This is a genomic window from Novosphingobium ginsenosidimutans, from assembly GCF_007954425.1.
In the GTDB taxonomy this organism is placed as follows: domain Bacteria; phylum Pseudomonadota; class Alphaproteobacteria; order Sphingomonadales; family Sphingomonadaceae; genus Novosphingobium; species Novosphingobium ginsenosidimutans.
In genome coordinates this window covers 1,776,675-1,798,778 of the sequence record NZ_CP042345.1, presented here as the reverse complement: position 1 = coordinate 1,798,778, position 22,104 = coordinate 1,776,675, and the positions used below count along the sequence as shown (strand labels likewise).

Below are 22,104 nucleotides of genomic sequence, written 5' to 3'. Positions count from 1 at the left end.
CCAGCCAGGCGGCGGAAAAAAGGCGGCAGGCCCTAGAAACCTGCGGACAGCGTTATTGCGGGGCCCGATTTGGGAGCGGCATTGCCGGCCGCCCGCAAGCGCCAGTCAGCCGAGACGCGCGCCTGGCCGCTACCGACCGGGAAATCGAGTGTCGCCGAAGGGCCGACGTCGAGGCGGTTCGCGCCCTTTTGCGCCCCGCCCCAGGCCCCGAGCCCGGCCCGCAGCTCCCCGCGCCTGAGCCGGGCCAGGCGGCGCTCGATCCGCAATTGCCCATCGACGAAGGCGGTTTTCCCCGGCCCGCCGACATAGCCGGCCTGGGCATAGACCTCACCTGATAGCCCCGCCGGGAGTTCGAACCGTGGCAGCTCAGTCACAGCGGCCACGGCCGGTCGCCAGATCGTGCCGCTGACCTGCTGGGTCGCGCGCAGTTCGGCCTGAAACGCAATCGGTATGCGCGCCGCGGGCCGGGCCGCGAGCCCCAATGCCAGTTCCTCACCGCGCGGGGCTTGCACGGCGCTGGTCGCGCGCAGGTACAGCGCCGGACGATGCGCGCTGCCCGGAGTGATGCGATAGCGGATCACTGCGCCAGTCTGGCTGGCCCCGTAGGAGGGCGATGGCAGGCCGGCGGCCGTGGTCGTCACCCCGCCTTCGCGCAGCAGCAGCCAGCCATCGACTGACCAGCGCTTGGTTGACAGCGGACCACCCCGCGCCTCGCGCGCTTCGGCGGGCACCAGGCCCGCGCCTTGCTCGCGGGCATTCATCCGCTCCACCACGAACTGCGGCAATGGCAATTGCGCCACGCCCGCCATCCACGCCAACTGATGCGCTGCGGCCACCCGGGCGGTCTGGTCAGCCCCGCTGACCGGCGCGAAACCCGGTGGCAGGCCTGGCGCGGCGGCTGGCGAAACCGGGCGGGCGATCAGGGTCGGGGGCGGCGCCAATGGCGATAGCGCGGCTGGCAAGGCGCGGACCGTCGAGGGGATCGGTGCCGCCAGGGCCGGTGTGGCCGGATTTACGCGCGGGACGAAGGGCGGCGCTACCTTGGTATCCGCTTGTGCCACCGGCGCGGGCAAGGCTGGCAATGTGATCTCCTCCCACAGGGCGACCCGCAGGCCAACCCAGGCGAGCAGCACGGCGCCGAGCGCGATCAGCGGTTCGCCGCGACGGGTGCGCGGGCGGTTCATACCGCTGCTTCCCGCATGGGTCTGGCGGCGGGGTGGGCCACATGCTCGGTCTTGTCCCAGGTCACCGGTGCGCCGCCCAGGCTGCGGGCATAGCCCAACAACGCGCGGCGTCCGGCCATTATCGCAATGACATTGCCAAGCGGAATTCGCAGCACGGCGCGCAGACCTTCACCCCAGCCATATTCGCGACCGACAAACCACGCCTTGAACAGCGCCCGCCAGACCAGTCCGGCCAGGCCCAGGCCCAAGAGGGCGCGGTGCACCGGGGTCAACGGCACGCCGGGCGCCAGCTGCGCAACCTGGGCCAGGACCAGTAGCGCATCGAGCGCGAACAGCGCATAGGCAGCGGCCAGAACCAGCGCGGTCATCGGCCCGCGCCGATCGCGCAGCGCCATCCAGCATTCCAGCGGATTTGTGCTCCAGCCGATCCGGTCCCAGCCCTGGAACGCAATACCATGGATCCAGCGCGTCTTCTGCCGCACCGCCTTAGCCAGCGTTTCGGGAAAGCAGCTGCCCGTGGCGACCAGGCTGCCATCGGCCGCGCGCAACCGCAGAAAGGCGCTGCCCCGCCCGCCTTTCGACAAGGCGAGGCCAAACTCATAGTCCTCGGTCAGGGCATCGGGCGAAAACGGCCCGGCAACGCCATGCTCCTGCTGGCTTTCGGCCAACCGCTCCAGCGCGGCACGTGACAGGCCGCAGCCCACCCCGGCCGCCGGCAGCCCCAGGCCCAGCGCATTGCGCACCACCATTGCCTTGGCATGGCTTTCGGCAAATTCGTCGGCATAATGCCCGCAGATCCAGCCGTTGCCATAACCCATCACGGGCCGGACCGGCAGTTGCACGAAATCGACCGCTGCCAGCGCCGCGTCAATCGCTTGGAGCGCGGCCGGGTGCACCATGTCTTCGGCATCGTGCATGATCACTCCCCGAAACCGTTGGGCGCTGCGCTGCTCATCTGCTTGCAGCGCGGCATAGAGCCGGTTGAGACAGTGGGCCTTGGTCGTGGGGCCATCGCCGTCCAACAACACCAGCCGCAGCCGCGGATCGCCATTCGCCGCAGCGGCGGCCGCCGCCAGGGTGGCGGGATCGTTGCGATAGCACCCGACATAGAGCCGCAGCGCGGCCTGGGGCCAGACCCCCAGCAGGTGCCGGATCGTCACCCCGATCACCGCGCTTTCGGCAAAGGCCGGAATGAACACGGCGATCGGTCCGGCCAAAGGAGCCCTGCCAAAACCAGCTGGCAAGGTACGGGTGCGGGCCCGTCCGGTCAGCTTAAGCCACAGCCATGACAGATCGACCGCCAGTTCATCGGCCAGGCCGACCGCTATCCAGAACCCGGCGAACAGCAGAAGCTCTCGCTCTGCCAGCAGCAGCGCTTCAAGCGCCCAGCCGATTTCGCCTGCCGATCCGGTCATAATCTGTTTGGAGCGCCCTTCCCCTGCGCCAAAGGTCGGAACTGTAACGAGATTTTGAAATGCTTGCAACGCGCCCGCGATTGTTCGATTGATTGGGTCATGCCAGCAAATCGCCATTTCGCCTCGCGTCTCGCCCGCGCTCTCACTCGCCTGTTCGGCGGAGAGGCCGGGGCGGGCCTCTTGCTGATCCTGGCCGCCGTTCTGGCGATGCTGGCCGCGAACTCGGTGCTGTCAGGCGCGTACCATGCGCTGCTCCACGCGCCGCTGCCTTGGGCGCCGATCCGCAAGCTGGAAACGGCGCACCTGTGGATCAACGATGCAGTGATGGCGGTGTTCTTCTTCGTCGTCGGGCTGGAGATCAAGCGCGAGCTGCTGGTGGGTGAACTTTCAACCCCCGCGCAGCGCCGCTTGCCGGTGCTGGCGGCGATCGGCGGCATGGCGGTCCCGGCGCTGATCTATCTGGCGGTCGCCGGAGGCGAGCCGGGCCTGGCACGCGGCTGGGCAATCCCCGCGGCGACCGACATTGCCTTTGCCGTCGGCGTCCTGGCGCTGCTGGGCAAGCGCGCCCCGCCGGCCCTGCGGCTCTTCCTGCTGACCGTGGCGATTGTCGATGATCTGGGGGCCGTGGCGATCATCGCGCTGTTCTACACCGCGCAGCTCAAGCTCGCCTGGCTGGGCGGCGGGGCGGCGATCCTGGCGGCGATGGCATTGCTCGGCCGGTTCCGGGTTGAGCGCGGCTGGCCCTATGTCCTGCTGGCGATTGCGGCCTGGTACTGCGTGCTTCACTCCGGCGTCCATGCCACGGTCGCAGGCGTCCTGGCCGCCTTTACCATCCCGCTGAAGCTTGACCACAAGGGCGACAGCCTGCTGCTGCGGATGGAACATGCACTGGTGCCGTGGAGCGCCTATTTCGTGGTGCCGCTGTTCGGTTTTGCCAATGCCGGGGTCGAGCTGGCCGGAGGCGCTGGCTTTGGCGCGCTGCCGCTGGGCATTGCCCTGGGGCTGCTGCTGGGCAAGCCAATCGGCATCCTCGGCGCGATCCTGCTGGCCAGGGCGTTCAAGCTCGCCGAGCCACCGCCCGCGAGCCACCAGCAACTGGCCGGGATGGCCATGCTGTGCGGGATCGGCTTTACCATGAGCCTGTTTATCGGCGCCCTGGCCTTCCCCGGCCAGGCCGCGCTGATCGACGAGGCCAAGCTGGGCGTGCTCGCCGGATCGCTGGTTTCGGCGCTGTGCGGCTTCACCCTGCTGCGGTTTGCCCCGCAGCGGGGCTAACGCTTACCAGCTGCCGACGTTGGGCATCGAAGCCCAGGGCTCCTGCGGCGGCAGATTCCCATCCTGCAGCAGCTCGACTGAAATGCCGTCGGGCGATTTCACGAAGGCCATGTGCCCATCACGTGGCGGGCGGTGGATCGTATGGCCGGCATCCAGCAGCGCCTGGCAGGTGGCGTAGATATTCTCGACCCGATAAGCGAGGTGCCCGAAATTGCGTCCGCCGGTATAGGATTCGCCCGCTCCGCCTTCCGGCGGCCAGTTGTAGGTCAGCTCGATCTCAGCCAGACCTTCCTGTCCGGGCGCAGCCAGGAAGATCAAGGTGAAGCGCCCCTGCTCGCTGGAATAGCGCCGCACTTCGTGCAGGCCAATCAGCCCGAAGAAGGCGATCGTCGCATCGGGATCGGTCACGCGGATCATGGTGTGCAGGTAACGGGTCACGGCAACTCCAACTCAGTTCGTCGCTATTAAAGAACGGTTCATCGTCGAGAAAGGCTGCGGGGCGCATTGCTGGGTTCGCCCGCACAGGAGAGCCTTCATGTCCGATCATAACGCCGATCTGCCCGTCGCCGCCAGCCGTTTCTGGCATGACCCGGTCACCCGCCGCTGGTTGGCCAGCGCCGGCGTGCTGACCCTGGGGCTGATCGCGGGCGGCTATCTGCTGGGCAACGGCCTGGTGCGGGCCAAGGATGCGGACCGTTCGGTCACCGTACGCGGCCTGGCCGAGCGCGAGGTGACGGCCGACCTGGCCACGTGGACGATCGCCTATTCCGCTTCTGCCCCGGACCTGGCGACGGCCCAGGCCAGCGTCGACCGCGATTCGGAATCGATCCGCGCCTTCTTCCGCGAGCTGGGCTTTCCAGCGGGCGAGCTCCAGCCGACTGGGGTCAACGTCAACCAGTTCAGCGAGAACGGGGTTCAGCGGTTCACCGTGCGCCAGCGGATGACGCTGCGCAGCACCGACATCAAGCGCGCCCAGGCTGCCGTGCGGCGCCAGTTCGAACTGGTCCGGCGCGGGGTGGTGCTGGAGGAAGGGTCTGGCATCGCCTTCACCTATACCAAGCTCAACGCGATCAAGCCGGAGATGGTGGCCGCTGCCACCAAGGATGCCCGCGCCTCGGCCGAACAGTTCGCCAAGGACAGCGGCACCAGTGTCGGCAATATCAAGAGCGCGACCCAGGGCTATTTCGAAGTCACCGCGCGCGATGGCGATTCGGGCGGCGGTTGGGGCGTTTCGGACACGCCGTACAAGAAGGTGCGGGTCGTCACGACGGTGGATTTCTATCTTAGATAGTTTGCTCCGCTGACGCGGAGGGAGCACCGCCGGCCCGCTCCCGTCCGAGGTGCAAGGAAATGTCCGGGGGACATTTCCGCCGATGGGGCCGGCCTCCCTAACCTAGGGTAACCTATGGGAGGCCGGGTGGGGGAGCGGGCCGGCGGTGCTCTGTTTCAGCCGCGCTGAAACAGCCTGAAACGCCAGAACGGCCCGCCCCGGTTTCCCGGAACGGGCCGCCCTGCTCACCCCGTAGGGTACCGTTAGAAGCTGTACTTGAGCGTGCCGACCACAGCATCGTTCGAGAAGCTGTTGATCGAAGCCCCATCGACGCCGACATAGGCGACGCCGATCGACAGGCCCTTGTAGAGCGTCGCGCTGGCGCCAAGGCTGTAGTCCCAGCCGCCACCGGTGCCGGACAGCGTCAGCCGCTTGGGCGAAAGCGCGCCGTCGGTGTAACCGGCATGGGCGGTCACGGTGATCGGCGTGCTCGGCACGGCCAGCGACCAGTCGCTGTAGAGATAGAGGTTGTCATCACCACCCAGCGAATCCTGCTTCCAGGCATAGTTCAGACCGAACTTGGCGCTGGCCGGGCCGATCGCGGCGGTGAGCGAGGCGTAAGGCTCGAACACGTTACCATCGCCGAAGCTGCCGCCGGGATAGACGTAATAGAGCAGGCCGACATCGGCCGTCAGCGCGCTGCTGACCTTGCCGGTCCAGCCGGCATAGACGTCAACTTCGGTTGAACCGTAGATGTCGAGCGCGTCTTGCTCCAGGCTAGAGGCCCAGGTGCCGATGTAGAGACCCGACGAGTGGTTGACGTTGATCGAGCCCTGGACCGCAAAATCACCACCCGAAAGCGACAGGCCGCGGAAGCGGTAGTCGGTGACGATGGCAGCGTTGCCAGTAACGGTGAAGTCCGAAGGCGGATCGGTATCTTCGGCCAGAGCCGGGCTGGCTGCAAAAGCAGAGCCAGCGATAAGGGTTGCAGCCAGAAGGCTACGGACGGACGTGAGCATGGCAATCTTCCTATTCGATTGTTGTCGCTTCGTCCCACCTGCGTCCGCTCCTTGCCACTCGTTTCGGCAGCATTCGGTTCGGACGAGACCTCGGTGGCACAGCTTTGTTGCAGCGCACAAGAAGAAAGCGACACAAAGATTACACGCGGTCCGCAAGTGTGCCTTTATGGCAACGGTCGGACCTCGCCGTCATTGTCGGTTAAGCGCCGCAAGGCTATAGGCGCAGTCCTGATGTTTTCCCGTCTGCGCCAGTTCCTTGGGGCCGCCCTGCCGGCCCCCACCGCCGCGATTCCGGCCGGCCAGCGGGTCTATGCCGTGGGTGACATCCATGGCCGCGCCGACCTGTTCGAAGCGCTGATCGCGGCGATCGAGGCTGACGATGCCGCGCGCCGGCCGGCAGCGACGACGGTGATTCTGCTGGGCGACCTGATCGACCGCGGCCCCGACAGTGCCGGTGTCCTGCGCCGGGCGCGCGACTGGCAGCAACGCCGCCCGGTCCGGATCCTGATGGGCAATCACGAGGAGATGTTCCTCGCTGCGCTGCGCAAGCCCAGCGTGATGGGCCCCTTCCTGCGCTTTGGCGGGCGCGAGACGCTGCTGTCCTATCCGATCGATCCGGCTGCCTATAGCCGCGCCGGGATCGAGGAAGTCATTGAACTGGCACAGGCAGCAATCCCGCAGGCTGACATCGATTTCGTGAGCGGTTTTGAGGACCAGGTGATGATCGGAGACTATCACTTCGTCCACGCCGGCGTGCGCCCGGGGATTGCCCTGGGCGACCAGAAGATCGGCGACCTGCGCTGGATTCGCGAGCCGTTTCTCGATCACGCCGATGATTTCGGAGCCGTGGTCGTCCACGGTCATACCATTACGGACCGGCCCGATTTCCGCACCAACCGGATCGGCATCGATACCGGGGCCTACAGCAGCGGGCGGTTGACTGCGCTGGGGCTGGAAGGAACAACCCGCTGGCTGCTAACGGCAGAGGCGAGCGATGGCGCGGTGCGCGTCAGGACAGAGGACTAGACGATGAAGATTGCAATGGTCGGCTCGGGCTATGTGGGCCTGGTTTCGGGCGCCTGCTTTGCCGATTTCGGGCACGAGGTGGTCTGCATCGACAAGGACCCGGCGAAGATCGAGAGCCTGCGGGCCGGCGTGATGCCGATCTACGAGCCGGGCCTGGCGGAGCTGGTCGGATCGAACGTCAAGGCGGGGCGCCTGTCGTTCACCACGGACCTGGCCGAAGGAATCGCCGGGGCCGCGGCGATCTTCATCGCGGTCGGCACCCCCAGCCGCCGCGGCGATGGCCATGCCGACCTGTCCTATGTCTATGCCGTGGCCGAGGAGATCGGCCAGAACCTGAAGAACGATGCCGTGGTCGTCACCAAATCGACTGTCCCGGTCGGCACCGGTGATGAGGTGGAGCGGATCCTCAAGGAAGCGAACCTCCCGGTCCGCATCGCGGTTGCCTCCAATCCCGAGTTCCTGCGCGAAGGCGCGGCAATCGGCGATTTCAAGCACCCGGACCGGATCGTGGTCGGCACTGACGATGACTGGGCGCGCCAGGTGATGAGCGAGGTCTATCGCCCGCTGTTCCTCAACAAGTCGCCGCTGCTGTTCACCAGCCGGCGTTCGAGCGAGCTGATCAAGTACGCCGCCAATGCCTTCCTGGCGGTCAAGATCACCTTCATCAATGAGATGGCCGACCTGTGCGAAAAGGTCGGCGCCGATGTCCAGGATGTCAGCCGCGGAATCGGCATGGACGGGCGGATCGGGTCCAAGTTCCTCCACGCCGGGCCGGGCTATGGCGGTTCGTGCTTCCCCAAGGACACGCTTGCCCTGCTCAAGACCGCCGAGGACTATGAGGCCCCGACCCGAATCGTCGAGGCGGTGGTCAAGGTCAACGACAGCCGCAAGCGGGCGATGGGCCGCAAGGTGATCGAGGCGCTGGGCGGGATCGACGCCGCGCGCGGCAAGAAGGTTGCCATGCTGGGTCTGACCTTCAAACCCAACACCGATGACATGCGCGACAGCCCCTCGATCGCCATCGCCATGGCCCTGGCCGATGCCGGGGTAAACGTTGCCGCCTATGACCCCGAAGGGATGGAGCTGGCCAAGCCGCTGATGCCCGAGGTCGCGATGCAGCCCAATGCCTATGCCGCGATCGAAGGTGCCGATGCCGTGGTGATCGTGACCGAATGGGACGCCTTCCGCGCGCTCGATCTGGACAAGGTCCGCAAGCTGGCCAAGGCCCCCGTGCTGGTTGACCTGCGCAACATCTATGACCCGGCCGAAGTCCGCGCCAAGGGCTTTGCCTATTCCAGCGTCGGGCGCGCCTGACCGCTTTTCAGCTCCCCCTCTTTCCTGATCGCGCGCGCTGGCTATGGTGCGGGCGATAACAGGGAGAGAGATCACGATGCGCAAACGGACCATTGCCCTCGGCGCGCTGGGCGCCGTGCTGCTGGCGGGCGGCGGATGGTATGCCAGCCTCGATCAGGAAACGCGCGGCCTGCTGGGCGCTCTGCCGACCAATCGCGACGTGCTGATGTGGCAGCTCGATCAGCGCGATGCCGCCTTCCGGGCGATGGACCGCCTGCCGGTGCTGGCGACCGCAAGCGAGATCGCGCCGTCCGCCACCCCCCTGCCGCTGCCCGCTGGCAAGCCGCTGACCATCCCCGGCATCGACGACTATATGGCCAAGCAGCGTTCGGCCGGGATCGTGATCCTGCAGGACGGCAAGGTGCGGTTCGAGAAATATGGCCTGGGCTTCGGCCCGGAAGGGCGCTGGACCAGCTTCTCCGTCGCCAAGTCGTTCACTTCCACGCTGGTCGGCGCGGCGATCCAGGATGGCTATATCAAGAGCCTGGAAGACAAGGTCAGCCAGTATATCCCGGGCCTCAAGGGTTCGGCCTATGACGATGTTTCGATCCGCCAGCTGCTGACGATGAGTTCGGGCGTCCAGTGGAACGAAGACTATGAGGATCCGAACGCCGACGTTGCCAAGTTCAACAATGCCGAACCGGAGGACGGCCTCGATGCGACGGTCAGCTACATGCGCAAGCTTCCCCGCGCGCACCCGCCGGGCGAGGTCTGGCATTACAACACCGGCGAAACCAACCTGATCGGCGTGCTGGTCAGCTCGGCCACCAGGAAGCCGCTGGCAGCATACCTGCAAGAAAAGGTCTGGCAGCCCGCCGGCATGGAAGCCAAGGCCACCTGGCTGCAGGGCAAGACCGGGCACGAGATTGCCGGCTGCTGCATTCAGGCTGCGACGCGCGACTATGCCCGCTTCGGCCTGTTCGTGCTGGCGAATGGCAAGGCGGGCGACAAGCAGATCGTGCCGGCGGACTGGTTCGCCCAGGCCACCGTCAAGCAGAAGGACATCGGCGAGCCGGGGCATGGCTATGGCTTCCAGTGGTGGACCTATGACGACGGCGCCGTCGCCGCGCAGGGGATCTTCGGCCAGGGCATCTTCATCGATCCCAAGCGGCGCCTGGTAATCGCCTCCAACGCCAACTGGACCCGCGCCACCAAGGGCCCGGAGCCGGAGGCGCGCGAGGCGTTCTACAAGCAGGTCCAGGCGCTGATTGATGCGGAGCAGGCGCGGTAAACCCAGCCCTCCCCTTCCTCGTCATCCCCGCGCAAGCGGGGACCCATCTCCTGAGATGGCATCCGGCGCGCCGGCGGCAATGATACGTGATGGGTCCCCGCTTGCGCGGGGATGACGGTGTTGGTTGGGCAGAGTAGCTCATCCGGCGGCGAACCCGGACCTTACGCCAGAGGAAGAACGCGAACGGGCGGACCGGCGCGGGGTGCCTGAACCGGACAGGCTTGGCTGGCGCGCTTTCGTGCGAAAGGCTGACAAGCAGCGCGCGGGTCTTGTCGGCGCGATCCTTCGTGCAGGGCGAAAGCGGGGCGGACTCGCACCTTTACCGCTGTTCACCGGGGCATACCCCGGGCGTTCTGCAGGCGGAGATCGCCGCCTGCTCCCTGCATCGTGGGGGCGCAGACGCCTCTGCTGGGAGGGACGCGCCGGCCGCGCGGGTGATAAGCGCAGCTGACCGCCCGCACCCGTCGCACCAGTGGTTACTGGCGGCGGCGTATATAACCGATATGGTTATAAATGTCAAGATGATTTGCCAGGGGGCCTGTAAGCCGGGTTCTGTAGCGCGGACGGTATCCCACAAGAGACCGTATCCGCACTGGCAGCCATTCCTCTAGGCCTGGTGTCGCCACCAGGCTCAAGCAACCAACCCGGGCGGTCGGGTCCGAAACTGACCTGCACCGAAGTGCGCGCCGCCCCTATTCGGTCTTGCTCCGGGTGGGGTTTGCCGTGCGGTGCCTGTTACCAGGCCCCCGGTGCGCTCTTACCGCACCCTTTCACCCTTACCTCATGAATGAGGCGGTCTGCTCTCTGTGGCACTTTCCCTGGGCTTCGCTGCAAGCAACTCGCCCGGCGGGCGTTACCCGCCACCCTTGTTTCGTGGAGCCCGGACTTTCCTCGCGGTTCTTGCGAACCCCGCGGCTGCCCGGCCCCCTGGCGGGTGTTTATCTAGTCTTTCCGCTGTCGCGATCCAACAACAAAGAGAACAGCATCGCCGAACATTCCCCATCGACCTGCCCATCGATGATATGCGGGCGCCAGCGGCGCTGGAAGGCGCGGCAAGCGGCCGTCTGGTCGGAGATGTCATAGCCCCAGCGTTCGAGCGCCAGGAAGAAGGCCCCGTCATTCTCGAACGGTGAAGGCATCGACACCCGCGGGGTCTTGAGCGCCAGGCGGTGCGCGGCGAGGAGGTCCCAATCGAACAGTTCGCCCGGATCCTCCTTGCGCGCCGGGGCGACATCGGAATGGCCGACCACGTTGGCGCGGGGAATGTCGTGGCGCTGGACGATCTCGGCCAGCAGCGGCAGCAGGGCTTCCATCTGCGCATCGGGGAACGGACGATAGCCAAACTCGTGCCCCGGATTGACCAGCTCGATCCCGACGCTGGCCGAATTGACGTCGGTGATCCCGCGCCAATAGCTTTTGCCGGCGTGCCAGGCGCGGCGATCCTCGCGCACCAGGCGGTGGACCGTGCCGTCTTCCTCGATCAGGTAGTGCGCGGAAACGCCCGCTTCCTCGCTGCACAGCCGTTCCAGTGCCGCTTCGGCGCTTTCCATGCCGGTATAGTGGAGCACCACCATCGAGACGGGTAGTTGCCGCTCGTTCCAGTTGGGCGAGGGCGTCTCGAAGTGGATCAGCTCGCTCACTTGCACTCCTTTTCCCCTCCCGCTTGCGGGAGGGGTAGTGAGACTTGGCGGCGTGCCGCCTAGTCGCAGCAGGGTGGGCCCACCCCTAACCCCTCCCGCAAGCGGGAGGGGGAAAGTCTACTCTGGCAGGACCGCACCCAGCACGAGCGCGTCTTCCGTGATCGCGAACTGCAGCCCGCCGCCCTGCCGCGCGGCAATCTGGTAGAGCATGAACGCTGCGGCGTTGCGACTGGTCAGCCCGCCCTCGCCCAGTTCGCCTTCCAGCGCCTTGCCGATTTCCTTGTCGAACGCGATGCGCGGGCCCGACGCGCGGACCACGATCTCGCTCGCCCCGCCGCGGCTTTCGGCGCCGATATCGAGCGTGCCGCCGCGCACCAGGGCTTCCATGCCCAGCAGCGCGAAGTTCAGCAGTACCTTGATCGCCGGCTTGGGCAGGCTGGTAACGCCGAGCGCCCAGTTGACCGTGACGCGGGCGTTGTTGGCCGCCAGGGCATCTACCAGCACTTTGGCTTCATCCACCGCGACGCTTTCGCCAAACCCGCCGGCAGCGCCAAAGGCGAGGCGGAAGAACTTCAATTTGTCGGCGCTGATCTTCGCGCTCTGCTCAAGCAGTTCGAAGCAGCGCTTGCGCATTTCGGGGTCCTTCTCGTCGGCGAGAAGTTCGAGGCCATTGGTAAGCGCACCGACCGGGCTCAACAGGTCATGGCACAGCCGCGAGGCAAGCAGGCTGGCAAGATCAAGCGAATAGTCGGTCATGCGGTTCAGGTCCCCTTTGCCCCTCCTTAACTCGGCACGACTCGCAGGGGAAGCGGTTCAAATCCGTCGGGCGCATCGCGCCACCAGCCGATCGCTTCGCCCGCAACGATTGCCCAGATCCGCCCGTCGCCACTGGCCGAGGCCCGGTCTGTGGCAGAGGGGCTGGCGGGGCCGGTCGGGTGCGAATGGTAATAGCCCAGCACCTGCGGCCCGCCGGCCCGCGCGGCGCGATGCGCGGCGATCAAGGCTTGCGGATCAAGCTCGAAATGGCGGGCCGGATCAGGGTGAACGTTGCGCACCGGCACGGCGGCGTCGATCCGGCCATCTGCGCCAAGCAGCAGCCCGCAGGCCTCCAGCGGGTGGGCCGCCGCCGCTTCTGCCAGGAGTGTGGCTTTCGCGCCACTTGTCACCGCCGTTTCCATCGCCATCTGCCTAGCAATGAACGGGGAGGAACGCATCATTTCCGGCACGCTGCCGGGCGGCGAGCGGCTCGACAAGGCATTAAGCCTTGCCAGTGGCCTGTCGCGCGAGCGGGTCAAGGCCTTGATGGGCGAAGGCAGGGTCAGCCTTGATGGCAAGGTCTCGGGCCAGGCCAGCCTAAAGCCGGCCGCCGGAACCGCCTTTGCGATTACCGTGCCTGAAGCCGCCCCGGCCGAGGCGGCGGCGCAGGATATCCCGCTGAGCATCGTGTTCGAGGACGAGCACCTGATCGTGGTCGATAAGCCGGCCGGGCTGGTGGTCCATCCGGCTGCAGGGAACCTTGACGGCACGCTGGTCAATGCCCTGCTGCACCATTGCCGCGGGCAATTGTCCGGCATCGGCGGGGTCGTCCGCCCCGGCATCGTCCACCGGATCGACAAGGAAACCTCTGGTCTGCTGGTCGTCGCCAAGACCGATGCCGCACATGAGGGGCTGGCCAGGCAGTTTGCCGACCATTCGATCCACCGCGCCTATCTGGCGATTGTTGCCGGCGTGCCCAAGCCGCCCAGCGGCACGGTCAGCGGCCACATCGGCCGGTCCGATCATGACCGCAAGAAGATGGCCGTGCTCCACCCGCTCAACAAGCGCGGCAAGCATGCGGTTACACATTACCGCCTCATCGAGGCGCTGGGATTCGCGTCACTGGTCGAATGCCGGCTCGAAACCGGGCGGACCCACCAGGTCCGCGTTCATATGTCGTCAATTGGCCATCCGCTATTGGGAGACCCTGTATATGGACGCAATCCTCAGCGGCTTCGGCCGATTCTCACCCAGCTTCACTTCGCCCGGCAGGCCCTGCATGCAGCAGAGCTGGGCTTCATCCACCCCGTTACGGGGGCCGCGCAGAACTTCGTTTCCGCGCTGCCTGCCGACATGGCGGGGCTGTTGGTCGAATTGGAGAAACAAACCTGAGCGATTGCAGTAACTAGAAAGTCTGTGTGGCCGCCACCCGGGGATGCCTCTATTAGGGTCCTCCAACGGCAAGCCGACGAACGAAAGGACGGTTAGTCGAATGTCCGATACCAAGCGCAAGTTGCCCGCCAGCCGTGGCACCAGCGTACCCAGCCTGGGGCCTGAACAGAGCCTCAACCGCTATTTGGCGGAAATCCGTAAGTTTCCGGTGCTTACGGCCGAGCAGGAATACATGCTCGCCAAGCGCTATCAGGAACACCAGGATCCCGATGCGGCCAAGCAGCTGGTTACCAGCCACCTGCGACTCGTCGCCAAGATCGCCATGGGTTACCGCGGCTATGGCCTGCCCGTGTCCGAGTTGATTGCCGAGGGCAACATCGGCCTGATGCAGGGCGTCAAGAAATTCGAACCCGATCGCGGCTTCCGCCTGGCGACCTATGCCATGTGGTGGATCAAGGCTTCGATGCAGGAATTCATCCTGCGCAGCTGGTCGCTCGTGAAGATGGGCACCACCGCCGCGCAGAAGAAGCTGTTCTTCAACCTGCGGCGGATGAAGAAGAACCTCGATGCATATGAGGATTCTGATCTCCACCCTGACGACGTAAAGGCGATTGCGACCAAGCTCGGCGTATCCGAGACCGAGGTCGTGAACATGAACCGCCGGATGATGATGGGCGGCGATGCCTCGCTCAACGTCTCGTTCAACGAGGAAGGCGAAGGCCAGTGGCAGGACATGCTGCAGGACGACCGCCCGCTGCAGGACGAGACCGTGGCCGAGCTGGAAGAGGCCGGCGTGCGCCATGCGCTGCTGACCGAAGCCCTGGGCAGCCTGAACGAGCGTGAGCGCCACATCCTCACCCAGCGCCGCCTGATTGACGAGCCGCAGACGCTTGAAGAGCTGAGCCAGGAATACCAGGTCAGCCGCGAACGCGTCCGCCAGATCGAAGTGCGCGCTTTCGAAAAGCTGCAGAAGGCCATGCTCCGCATCGCCAACGACCGGCGCCTGTTGCCGGCAGCCTAAGTTAACAGCCGCGCCGTGCCAGAGGATTGGCGCGGCGCGGCTGTCGCGCTAGCCTGCGGGTGATGATGCGCTTCCTCACGCCCTCGCGACCCGCCGCCAAGCATGGCTTCGCTTACAACCTTGGCTGGTGGATCGGCCGGCTGATCGTCTGGTTCCTGGTGCTGAGCCTGGGGATCACGGTGCTATACAAGTTCGTGCCGGTACCGATCACGATCACCATGATTGCCGATCCGCACGGGTTCGAGAAGGACTGGACCCCGCTCAGCCGGATTGACCGCAACATGGTCGCCGCCGTGATCGCGGGCGAGGATGCCAAGTTCTGTTTGCACCAGGGGTTTGACCAGGAAGCGATCGAGCAGGCGATCGAGCGCAACCAGCGCGGCGGCAAGCTGCGCGGCGGCTCCACGATCAGCCAGCAGACCGCTAAGAACGTGTTCCTGTGGCAGGGCTGGGGCTGGGATCGCTATGCCCGCAAGGGGCTGGAGGTGTGGTTCACGTTCCTGATCGAGCACATCTGGGGCAAGCGGCGGATCATGGAGGTCTACCTCAATGTCGCCGAGACCGGGATCGGGACCTACGGCGTCGAAGCCGGGGCCCAGCGCTATTACAAGAAAAGTGCAGCCCGGCTGACCCGGGTTGAGGCGGCCCGCATCGCCGCCGCCCTGCCCAGCCCCAAAAGGCGCGCAGTCACCGGCGCCACCGGCTTCACCCGCCGCCATGGCAACGCCATTGCCGCGCGTAGCGGGGTGGTTCGCAACGAAGCGCTCGACGCCTGCGTTTACCGTTGAACCAGCTTCCCCCGGACAAAAAGAAAGGGGCGCCGCAGCGCCCCTTTCCCTTGTTCGGTTGAACTGACCGGATCGATCAGAACTTGAACACCACGGTGCCGCTGATCGTGCGCGGAGCGCCGATCTGGACGAAGCCCGGGTTGCCGTAGGACGACACACCAGTCGTCTGGTTGAAGGTCTGGGTCTGGTTCAGGTTGCCGCCAAAGCCGCCGACATAGTACTGGTCGAACAGGTTGTAGACGTTCAGCTGCAGGAAGGTCTGATCGTTCAGACCGAGGAAGCCGAGCTTCAGACGGGCATCGAGATTGACCAGCCAGTAAGCAGGGGCCGAGGTGTTGTAGACCTGGGTTGCAGCAGCCGGCGCAACCGGTGTGGTGCAAACCGGGGTCGCGGCGGTCGTGCAGGCCTTCGCACCTTCCGGCACGAACGAACCGGTAAAGGTCGCTTCGTTGGTGTCGTAGATGTAGCGTTCGCCGGTCCGCTTGGCCGTGATGCCAAGGTCAACCGGGCCCAGCGAGCCGCGCAGCGAGGCGCCAAAGGTGTACTTGGGCGCGCCAGCTTCGCGCTTGCCGGCGGTCAGGGCGTAGATCGGCGTGCCATCGCGGTTTTCGCCAACGGCGATGTTATCGCGGATCTTCGACTTCATGACCGAACCGAAGATGTAGAGGCTGACGTTCTCGATCGGCTCGATCGCAAGCGAACCGTCGATCCCGTACTTCTTCACATTGCCCAGGTTACGATAGACGGTCTGGTTGATTTCCGGATCGTAGGCCGAGGCCAGGCGATCATGGAACTGGTTGTAGAAACCTGAGACCTGAGCCTGAACCATACCCGAACGGTAACGTAGACCGGCATCGAAGTTGTCGGTGGTTTCCGGGGTCGGCTTGGCGCGGGCGGTACCGGCCGGGAAGTAGAAGGCATTGTACAGGTTATCGGTGCCCGGCACCGAAATGCCCTGCGAGAAGTTGCCGAACAGGCTGAGGTTTTCGGTGATGTCGAACACGAAACCGACGTTCGGCAGGATCTTCTTGTAATTGAGCACGCGGTTCTGCGGCGGCGCCCAGCCGGTTACAGAGATCGCACCGGTGGTGGCATTGGTCGTCACCACATAGGGGTTGAGCGTTGCAGCGGTCGTGTTGAGGGCGGTGTTGGTGCCGAAGCATTCCACGAAGCCGCCAGCGGAGCTAGTGAAGCAGTTGTTGGTCAGGTCGCGCTTGAAGAACGGCGCACGCAGACCGGCCGTAACGACCAGACGCTCATCCATGAACTCGCCGCGGTATTCGGCCGAGAACTGATGCAGGATCGCAAGCGACAGACGGTCGCGCTTCTGCAGGACAGCACCAGTGACGTCCTTTTCACCGGCATTTACCGGGAACACGTCGAACGGCTCACCATTGACCTGAAGCAGGCCGACTTCGCCAGTCTGGCGGTGACGGGCGCGGTCGAAGGTGTAGTTGACGCGGAAGGTGTTGTGCTCGTCCATTTCCCAGCGCAGGCCGGCGATCACGCCGATGCGGTGGGTCTGCGTCTGGCTCGGCGCCAGCACGGTCACGGTATCGAGAATGTCGCCATCGCCATTGACGTCACGACCAAAGACCGGGGCACCCGAAAGGTAGCCCGCGACATTGGTCACGCCGGCACCCGGATCGATATCGCGCAGGGCTTCGCGACCGGTAACCGTGCCGCCGCCGTTTGCCTTGACGTACTGGTAGCTGGGGTCAACCGTCAGGACGAGGCTGTCGGACAGGGTGAACCGCGACGACAGGCGGATGTTGCCGGTGTTCGACGGGTTGTAGCGACGGTCAAACTCGGTGCCGCAGCTTGCGCCGAGGACCGCCGGAGCCGGGCTATCAGCCACGCCAGCCTGCGGCGTATCAAGCAAGCACGGGTAGTTGATCAGGTACTTGCGCTCGTCGGAGTTGGCCGGATAGCGATTGATGGAGGCCGAACCAACCGTACGCGTGGCATCGAGGCGCAGCGGGAGCGAGCCAAAGAAGTTGTTGCGGTTCTGGTTGTAGTGGCCTGCAAGCGAAATGAAATCATCGCCAGCCAGCGGCAGGTAGATGCGAGCGTTGTATTGCTGCTTGTTGACCTTGCCGTAGTTGTTGAACGGGTTGTCATTGGTCGCGCGGCTCATCGCGAACCAGGCGCGCAGGCCGCTTTCGGTCAGATCGCCGGTTTCCACCTTGGCGAAGATGCGCATGAAGTCATACTGACCGGCACTGCCCGAGAGCATCACGCCGAAATCGCGGTCCGGACGCTTGGTGCGCAGGTTGACCGTGCCGCCGGCTGCCGAAGCGGTCGGGCTGTCGACGTCGGTGGTGCCGAGGTTGACGTTGACCTGCTCGATCAGTTCCGGGTCGATCTGCTGGTTCGAGTAGACCGCATAGTTGCCCGAATCGTTCAGCGGCACGCCGTCAAACGTAAGGCTGACGCGATCGGCCGAGAAGCCGCGGATGTTGAGCGTGCCGCCCGACGAACCATAGGCGTCGTTGTTCTGGAAGCTGACGCCCGGGATCTGGTTGATCGTGTCGAGAATGGTCTGGCCGGGGTTCTGGCGCTCAATGTTTTCCTGCGTCAGCACCGCCTTGGCCTTGGCCGTATCGGGAGCGGAAACGCCAGCCACTTCCTGGGTGCCCGAACGGGTCCCGGTGACGATGATTTCCTTTTCGAACTCGATCGAGCCGGTCGACTGGGCGAAGGCCGGAGCGCTCAGCGCGGCGACGCCGATGGCGAAGCTGCTGGCGGCGGTGGTCAGGGCTGAGTTGATGCGCATGACGAAGGGATTCCCTGTTAGCAAGCTGCTGAAACACGTGACTTCGGGCGCCGGGCGAATCGCCCCTGCGCCGGCTGCGGACGCTAATAGCGGCGCTGCGCCGCGCACTAAACAGCCCTGTGTGACAAGCCTGTGACTAGCGCTGACCCGGGGCTGGACTAGCGCAGGGGCACGCGACACAAAGTTTCGTAAATGTTCCGGTGAGCATAAGATTGCTGCTTACATCGCTGCAAATTGCCCAAATCCCCGGTGTTGCTACAGCGCGCGACGATAACGATTCTTGCTGCACTGCGGCAATTGTGCAACGGTTGCGCGGAAGGGACCAGAATGAGCGGCGCGCATCATCATGGACCGGGGGTTCACCACCACCGCAGCCATGGCCACCACCACCACGATCATCACGATCACCAGCACCGCGTTGCCGGTTCGGGCCGGGCCTTTGCCGTGGCGGTCACCCTGAACGTGGGCTTCGTTGTCATCGAGGTGGCGGCAGGGCTGTGGAGCGGCTCGATGGCGCTGCTCGCCGATGCCGGTCACAACCTTTCCGACGTCCTGGCCCTGCTGCTGGCCTGGGGGGCCAGTGTGCTGGCCGCCCGGCCCGCGCAGGCCGGCTATACCTATGGCTTCAAAAGCTCGTCCATCCTTGCCGCGATTGCCAATGCTGCGCTGCTGTGGGTCGCATTGGGCGCGATCTTGTTCGAGACGATCCACCGCTTCTTCTACCCCCAGCCGATCGAGGGCGAGGTGATGATGGGCGTGGCGGCAGCGGGCATCGCCATCAACGCCCTGTCGGCCATGCTGTTTGCAAGCGGGCAGAAGGCTGACCTCAACCTGCGCGCCGCCTTCGTCCACCTGTTGGCCGATGCGGCGGTTTCGGCTGGCGTGGTCGTGGCCGGGGCGGCGATCTGGCTGACCGGCAAGGCCTGGATCGATCCGCTCACCAGCCTGCTGATCACTTTTGCGATCGGCTGGGGCAGCTGGGGCCTGCTCAAGAACGCGGTGCGGTTGGGCCTGCTGGCCGTACCCCCGGGGATCGATCCGGACGAAGTGCGGCGCTGGCTGATGGCCCGCCCGGGCGTGAGCACGGTCCACGATCTTCACATCTGGCCGATGAGCACGACCGAGACCGCGCTGACTGCACACCTCGAAATGCCCGGCGGGCACCCCGGCGATACCGTGCTGCATCAACTGGCCGAGGAGCTGGCGCACCGGTTCGGGATCGATCATTCGACCATCCAGATCGAGCTTGGCGCTGAACCTTGCCGCCTTGCAGTCCACGGCGGGCATCACCATTAAGGCCTCAGGGGCCTGATCATGAAAGGATTACCGATGCGCGTTTCACCCTGGTTCGGCGCCGTTGCCGCCGTGGCAATGGCCACCAGCGCCTTGGCGCAGGAAGACCCCAAGGCCCTGTTCCAGAGCCGCTACGACACCTTCCGCAGCGCCATGGCGGCCCAAGACCAGGCGGCGGTAAGCGCGATCATGGCCCCCGGCTATACGATGACGGACATCCAGGGCGAAGTGCGCGATGCCAGCGCGGTCGCGGCGATGATGCAGCGCATGCCGGGTGCCATGGGCCGCGATGCCAAGACCACCGTGCTGGAAGCCGCCGTAACCGGCGATACCGCGGCGGTGAAGCAGCAGCTGAGCGCCAAGGCGACCCGCCCCGGACCCGACGGCAACGAGATGACCATGGAGTTCGAGGTGACCTCGAATGACACCTGGGTAAAGAACGGCGATGCCTGGCAGCTCAAGGCCACGGTGCAGAAGGAAGTGATCGTCAAGCGCGACGGCGAAGTGTTCTTCAAGCAGTCGAACTAGACCCGAACCGCTCCAAACAATTCGGCCGCGCGGCACAAGCTGCGCGGCCGTTGTTTTTGGCGGTGCAGGATGGTGCTTACTTGGGCAGCGAGACCGCGTTGGTCACGTGGATCACGCCGTTGGACGACAGCACGTCGGCCTTGATGACCTGGGCGTTGCCGCCATTGGCATCGATCACCTCAACGTTCTGGCCATTGAGCTGGGCGGTCAGCTTCTGGCCCTGCACGGTGGTCAGTTCGGCCTTGCCGCCGCCGGCCTTGATTGCCGCCAGCACGTCTGCCGCGGTTACCTTGCCGGCCACCACATGGTAGGTGAGGATGTTTGCGAGCGCTGCCTTGTTTTCAGGCTTGACCAGCGTTTCGACCGTCCCGGCAGGCAGTTTGGCAAAGGCGCCATCGGTCGGCGCGAAGACCGTGAAAGGCCCCGGACCCGACAGCACGCCAACCAGATCAGCCGCCTTCACCGCGGCGACCAGGGTGTTGTGCATGTTCGATTGCACGGCGTTTTCGACGATCGTCGCGGTCGGCGAGAGTTGCCCGCCGCCGACAGTGGTGGCCGGCTTCTTGCCATGGTGATCGGCCAGGGCCGGCGTGCCCAGTGCCGCCAGACCGGCAACCAGGATACCTGCGAGCTTGAGATTGATGCGGTTCATAAGACTTACTCCTGTGTCCGCCCCCGGCACAGGAGATAGGTCTTGCAACAGCGCTTACGACACGGGCGAAAGGACGTATCGGCGGGACAGAGCGCCCCGCAACAACGTCAGGCTGCTTCTTCCTTGGCCTTGAGCACGCGCACCGGGTCCTTGCGGCCTTCGACCACGTCCTTGTCGATCACGACTTCGGCAATCTCTGCCTCGCTCGGGATGTCGAACATGGTGTCGAGCAGCAGCCCTTCAACGATCGAGCGCAGCCCGCGCGCGCCGGTCTTGCGTTCGATCGCCCGCTTGGCGATCGCTTCCAGCGCATCCTCGGTGAAGGTCAGGGTCACGTCTTCCAGCTCGAACAGCTTGGAGTACTGCTTGATCAGCGCGTTCTTGGGTTCGCGCAGGATCTTGACCAGCGCCTCGACATCAAGGTCTTCCAGGGTGGCGATCACCGGCAGACGGCCGACGAATTCGGGGATCAGCCCGAACTTGAGGAGATCCTCCGGCTCGGCCTTCTGCAGCAATTCGCCAACCTTGCGCTTGTCCGGATCGGCCACATGCGCGCCAAACCCGATCGAGCGCTTCTGCAGGCGATCGGCAATGATCTTTTCAAGGCCGGCAAAGGCCCCGCCGCAGATGAACAGAATGTTGGTCGTGTCGACCTGGAGGAATTCCTGCTGCGGATGCTTGCGCCCGCCCTGCGGCGGGACGGAGGCGGTGGTGCCTTCCATCAGTTTCAGCAGCGCCTGCTGCACACCCTCGCCCGAAACGTCGCGGGTGATCGAGGGGTTCTCGGCCTTGCGGCTGATCTTGTCGATCTCGTCGATATAGACGATCCCGTGCTGGGCCTTCTCGACATTGTAGTCGCTGGACTGGAGCAGCTTGAGGATGATGTTCTCGACATCCTCGCCCACGTAACCGGCTTCGGTCAGCGTGGTCGCGTCGGCCATGGTGAAGGGCACGTCAAAGGTCTTGGCCAGGGTCTGGGCCAGCAGGGTCTTGCCCGAACCGGTTGGCCCGACCAGCAGGATGTTCGACTTCGACAGCTCGACATCGCCGCCCTTGCCGCTGTGCTTCAGGCGCTTGTAGTGGTTGTGGACCGCGACCGAGAGCACGCGCTTGGCGCGGTCCTGGCCGATCACGTAATCGTTCAGCGTTTCGAAGATATCCTTCGGGCTGGGAACGCCACCATCCTTCTTGCCGGCGATACCGGCCTTGGTCTCCTCGCGGATGATGTCGTTGCACAGCTCTACGCATTCATCGCAGATGAACACGGTCGGGCCGGCGATGAGCTTCCTCACCTCGTGCTGCGACTTACCGCAGAAGCTGCAGTAGAGGGTGCTCTTCGCGTCGGATCCGCTCAATTTCGTCATGCCTATTCCTGTCACCCGCAAAGGCGGGACTCGCCCAATCCTAACCGGGCGAGTGCATTAATCAATCCTAGCGCTTAGCACAGGGCAGCTTGCCCCAAGCTGAAGCGGCAAGGTTAGCAAA

General features: G+C 65.1%; 20 protein-coding genes and 1 other RNA gene. 10 read left to right on the top strand and 11 right to left on the bottom strand.

Translation table 11 applies throughout. The features are described 5' to 3' along the window. Positions 1-32: 32 nt before the first annotated feature. Together FRF71_RS08975 and FRF71_RS08970 are read right to left on the bottom strand one after the other, a co-directional pair. Positions 33-1,184, bottom strand: a complete 1,152-nt coding sequence (locus FRF71_RS08975; RefSeq protein WP_147090334.1) for a hypothetical protein — start codon at positions 1,182-1,184, stop codon at positions 33-35. After that, complete coding sequence (locus tag FRF71_RS08970; RefSeq protein ID WP_147090333.1) at positions 1,181-2,599, bottom strand: glycosyl transferase family protein; 1,419 nt, start codon at positions 2,597-2,599, stop codon at positions 1,181-1,183. The genes FRF71_RS08975 and FRF71_RS08970 overlap by 4 nt, the downstream gene beginning before the upstream one ends. A gap of 99 nt (positions 2,600-2,698) precedes the next feature. Here FRF71_RS08970 and nhaA point away from each other — a divergent pair, with 99 nt between their 5' ends. Then, on the top strand, positions 2,699-3,874 hold the full coding sequence (gene nhaA, locus FRF71_RS08965) for a Na+/H+ antiporter NhaA (protein WP_147090332.1): 1,176 nt from the start codon (positions 2,699-2,701) through the stop codon (positions 3,872-3,874). Between the two features lie 3 nt (positions 3,875-3,877). Here the strand turns inward: nhaA and FRF71_RS08960 are convergent, their stop codons facing one another. Continuing rightward, entirely contained in the window at positions 3,878-4,312 is a 435-nt protein-coding gene (locus FRF71_RS08960; RefSeq protein WP_147090331.1) for a VOC family protein, read from the bottom strand. Positions 4,313-4,409: 97 nt separating this feature from the next. Here FRF71_RS08960 and FRF71_RS08955 point away from each other — a divergent pair, with 97 nt between their 5' ends. Beyond that, positions 4,410-5,165: an SIMPL domain-containing protein gene (locus FRF71_RS08955; protein ID WP_147090330.1), complete on the top strand. Its 756-nt coding sequence runs from the start codon at positions 4,410-4,412 to the stop codon at positions 5,163-5,165. 242 nt (positions 5,166-5,407) lie between these two features. Here FRF71_RS08955 and FRF71_RS08950 read toward each other — a convergent pair whose 3' ends face one another. Beyond that, positions 5,408-6,163, bottom strand: a complete 756-nt coding sequence (locus tag FRF71_RS08950) for a TorF family putative porin (RefSeq protein ID WP_147090329.1) — start codon at positions 6,161-6,163, stop codon at positions 5,408-5,410. Between the two features lie 231 nt (positions 6,164-6,394). On the opposite strand from FRF71_RS08950, the gene FRF71_RS08945 reads away from it, so the two are divergent. From FRF71_RS08945 to FRF71_RS08935, 3 genes are all read left to right on the top strand, one after another. Then, a complete protein-coding gene (locus FRF71_RS08945) occupies positions 6,395-7,189 on the top strand; it encodes a metallophosphoesterase (RefSeq protein ID WP_147090328.1) in 795 nt (264 codons plus the stop codon). A 3-nt stretch (positions 7,190-7,192) separates the two neighbouring features. Beyond that, entirely contained in the window at positions 7,193-8,503 is a 1,311-nt protein-coding gene (locus FRF71_RS08940) for a UDP-glucose dehydrogenase family protein (RefSeq protein ID WP_147090327.1), read from the top strand. Between the two features lie 76 nt (positions 8,504-8,579). Then, positions 8,580-9,773 carry a serine hydrolase domain-containing protein gene (locus FRF71_RS08935; RefSeq protein WP_147090326.1) on the top strand — a complete coding sequence of 398 codons (1,194 nt, stop codon included), beginning with the start codon at positions 8,580-8,582 and terminating at the stop codon, positions 9,771-9,773. Between the two features lie 525 nt (positions 9,774-10,298). On the opposite strand, the gene rnpB is transcribed toward FRF71_RS08935, so the two are convergent. The 4 genes from rnpB to FRF71_RS08915 all read right to left on the bottom strand — a co-directional run bounded on the left by rnpB (position 10,299) and on the right by FRF71_RS08915 (position 12,591). After that, positions 10,299-10,704: RNase P RNA component class A (rnpB, locus tag FRF71_RS08930), an RNA gene on the bottom strand. Between the two features lie 7 nt (positions 10,705-10,711). Continuing rightward, entirely contained in the window at positions 10,712-11,413 is a 702-nt protein-coding gene (locus FRF71_RS08925) for an N-acetylmuramoyl-L-alanine amidase (RefSeq protein WP_345336409.1), read from the bottom strand. Between the two features lie 117 nt (positions 11,414-11,530). Next, the gene (locus FRF71_RS08920) at positions 11,531-12,169 is read right to left on the bottom strand and encodes a histidine phosphotransferase family protein (RefSeq protein ID WP_147090325.1); all 639 of its coding nucleotides are present in this window, start codon (positions 12,167-12,169) and stop codon (positions 11,531-11,533) included. A 26-nt stretch (positions 12,170-12,195) separates the two neighbouring features. Further along, positions 12,196-12,591 carry a M67 family metallopeptidase gene (locus FRF71_RS08915; RefSeq protein WP_147091599.1) on the bottom strand — a complete coding sequence of 132 codons (396 nt, stop codon included), beginning with the start codon at positions 12,589-12,591 and terminating at the stop codon, positions 12,196-12,198. A gap of 16 nt (positions 12,592-12,607) precedes the next feature. Here FRF71_RS08915 and FRF71_RS08910 point away from each other — a divergent pair, with 16 nt between their 5' ends. The 3 genes from FRF71_RS08910 to mtgA all read left to right on the top strand — a co-directional run bounded on the left by FRF71_RS08910 (position 12,608) and on the right by mtgA (position 15,370). After that, on the top strand, positions 12,608-13,561 hold the full coding sequence (locus FRF71_RS08910) for an RluA family pseudouridine synthase (RefSeq protein WP_147090324.1): 954 nt from the start codon (positions 12,608-12,610) through the stop codon (positions 13,559-13,561). Between the two features lie 100 nt (positions 13,562-13,661). Continuing rightward, complete coding sequence (rpoH, locus tag FRF71_RS08905) at positions 13,662-14,582, top strand: RNA polymerase sigma factor RpoH (RefSeq protein WP_147090323.1); 921 nt, start codon at positions 13,662-13,664, stop codon at positions 14,580-14,582. Between the two features lie 62 nt (positions 14,583-14,644). After that, positions 14,645-15,370 carry a monofunctional biosynthetic peptidoglycan transglycosylase gene (gene mtgA / locus FRF71_RS08900; protein ID WP_238339156.1) on the top strand — a complete coding sequence of 242 codons (726 nt, stop codon included), beginning with the start codon at positions 14,645-14,647 and terminating at the stop codon, positions 15,368-15,370. A gap of 76 nt (positions 15,371-15,446) precedes the next feature. Here mtgA and FRF71_RS08895 read toward each other — a convergent pair whose 3' ends face one another. Beyond that, on the bottom strand, positions 15,447-18,146 hold the full coding sequence (locus FRF71_RS08895) for a TonB-dependent receptor (RefSeq protein ID WP_147090322.1): 2,700 nt from the start codon (positions 18,144-18,146) through the stop codon (positions 15,447-15,449). A 327-nt stretch (positions 18,147-18,473) separates the two neighbouring features. Between FRF71_RS08895 and FRF71_RS08890 the strand changes: the two genes are divergently transcribed. Beyond that, a complete protein-coding gene (locus FRF71_RS08890) occupies positions 18,474-19,442 on the top strand; it encodes a cation diffusion facilitator family transporter (protein WP_147090321.1) in 969 nt (322 codons plus the stop codon). Positions 19,443-19,475: 33 nt separating this feature from the next. Then, a complete protein-coding gene (locus tag FRF71_RS08885) occupies positions 19,476-19,967 on the top strand; it encodes a nuclear transport factor 2 family protein (RefSeq protein ID WP_161597924.1) in 492 nt (163 codons plus the stop codon). A gap of 76 nt (positions 19,968-20,043) precedes the next feature. Here FRF71_RS08885 and FRF71_RS08880 read toward each other — a convergent pair whose 3' ends face one another. Beyond that, the gene (locus tag FRF71_RS08880; RefSeq protein ID WP_147090319.1) at positions 20,044-20,619 is read right to left on the bottom strand and encodes a fasciclin domain-containing protein; all 576 of its coding nucleotides are present in this window, start codon (positions 20,617-20,619) and stop codon (positions 20,044-20,046) included. 107 nt (positions 20,620-20,726) lie between these two features. After that, positions 20,727-21,983, bottom strand: a complete 1,257-nt coding sequence (gene clpX / locus FRF71_RS08875) for an ATP-dependent Clp protease ATP-binding subunit ClpX (RefSeq protein WP_147090318.1) — start codon at positions 21,981-21,983, stop codon at positions 20,727-20,729. Positions 21,984-22,104 lie beyond the last annotated feature (121 nt).